Annotated in this window: 1 protein-coding gene; it reads left to right on the forward strand. The window is 52.3% G+C overall.

Annotated features, from left to right (window positions below; all coding sequences use genetic code 11):
* The first annotated feature begins 449 nt into the window (after positions 1 to 449).
* The gene (locus V6D20_11495; protein ID HEY9816408.1) at positions 450 to 959 is read left to right on the forward strand and encodes a hypothetical protein; all 510 of its coding nucleotides are present in this window, start codon (positions 450 to 452) and stop codon (positions 957 to 959) included.
* Positions 960 to 1,031: the final 72 nt, after the last annotated feature.

Genomic DNA, 1,031 nt, shown 5'->3' on the forward strand with positions numbered 1-1,031 from the left:
TCCAGAAACCCTAGAAGCTCTTGGGCTTTTCTACATGCACCAGCAAGACTTTGAGCTTGCCGAAGAATACTTTTTGCGAAGCTTGGAAGCCAATCCTAGCAGTCCCCAGAGTCTCCGTGAATATGCATATCTCCTTCAGACCGTTTTACTCGAACATGGTAGGGCCTTCTTGCTCACGGGAAGATGTGGGAGAAAAGTTTTATGCCCGAGCTCGGTCGGTAGAAGGGGCGCAGTCTATTGCTGCCCAGTTCTGGCCCCACTCAGAGCCCATAACAGCACAGCCCAATCCCGTCATCAACAGTGAAGAGCTCTCAAAGTCTGCAAGGAAGCGAGGACGCGAACTCATGAAGCTTCAGCTCTTGTCACTTGCAGGCTCGTTGCGAGGCTCCTCGTCTGGCGAGCCTTCAGACTACTCTTTGTCCCCTGGGGTATACCCTCTCTCCATTCTCATGCTTAAGAAATTTTCTACAAAGCCTGATCACCTCTATGAACTCGTTGCGCTGGAGTTATACGGTTCCAAGCGCCCCGCGGCCGCTCTGCGGCAAGAGGTTGTGTACTGGCTTACCCCACGGAAACGGGCCAAAATTGCTGAAGGTTTGCACCACTTTCCTCACACCCAAGGTATCACTCTGATGGACTGGATCGATCGAGAGAAGTTCAGAAAGTGGAAGCACTATGTGCGGCATCAAGCGGACCCAGAGGCCTACCCTGACCGGGTTGCAGTCCATGCCCTCTGCGCTGTGCTCGACATCTCTATCCTTTTGTTCACCGGTACTTCACGCCCTCCTAATACAGCAGCAGTCAAGAAGCAAGTCCTGCGCATTGGCAACACAGATACAAGGCGACGCCAGCCCTTACTAATGCTCTGCAGCTATGCCGACTTCTGCTACGCCCCCCTCATAGTGCGTCATCGCGAAGATGATCTTATGGGCAGTTCAGAAGAGTACAGTGCCTCATAACCTGGCCAGGATATTGTATATAAATCTGTATGTATCAAGTATGAATGGGGTGCGGGTGCGCTAGCATCGTGA

The sequence above is a fragment of the Candidatus Obscuribacterales bacterium genome, from assembly GCA_036703605.1.
Taxonomy (GTDB): domain Bacteria; phylum Cyanobacteriota; class Cyanobacteriia; order RECH01; family RECH01; genus RECH01.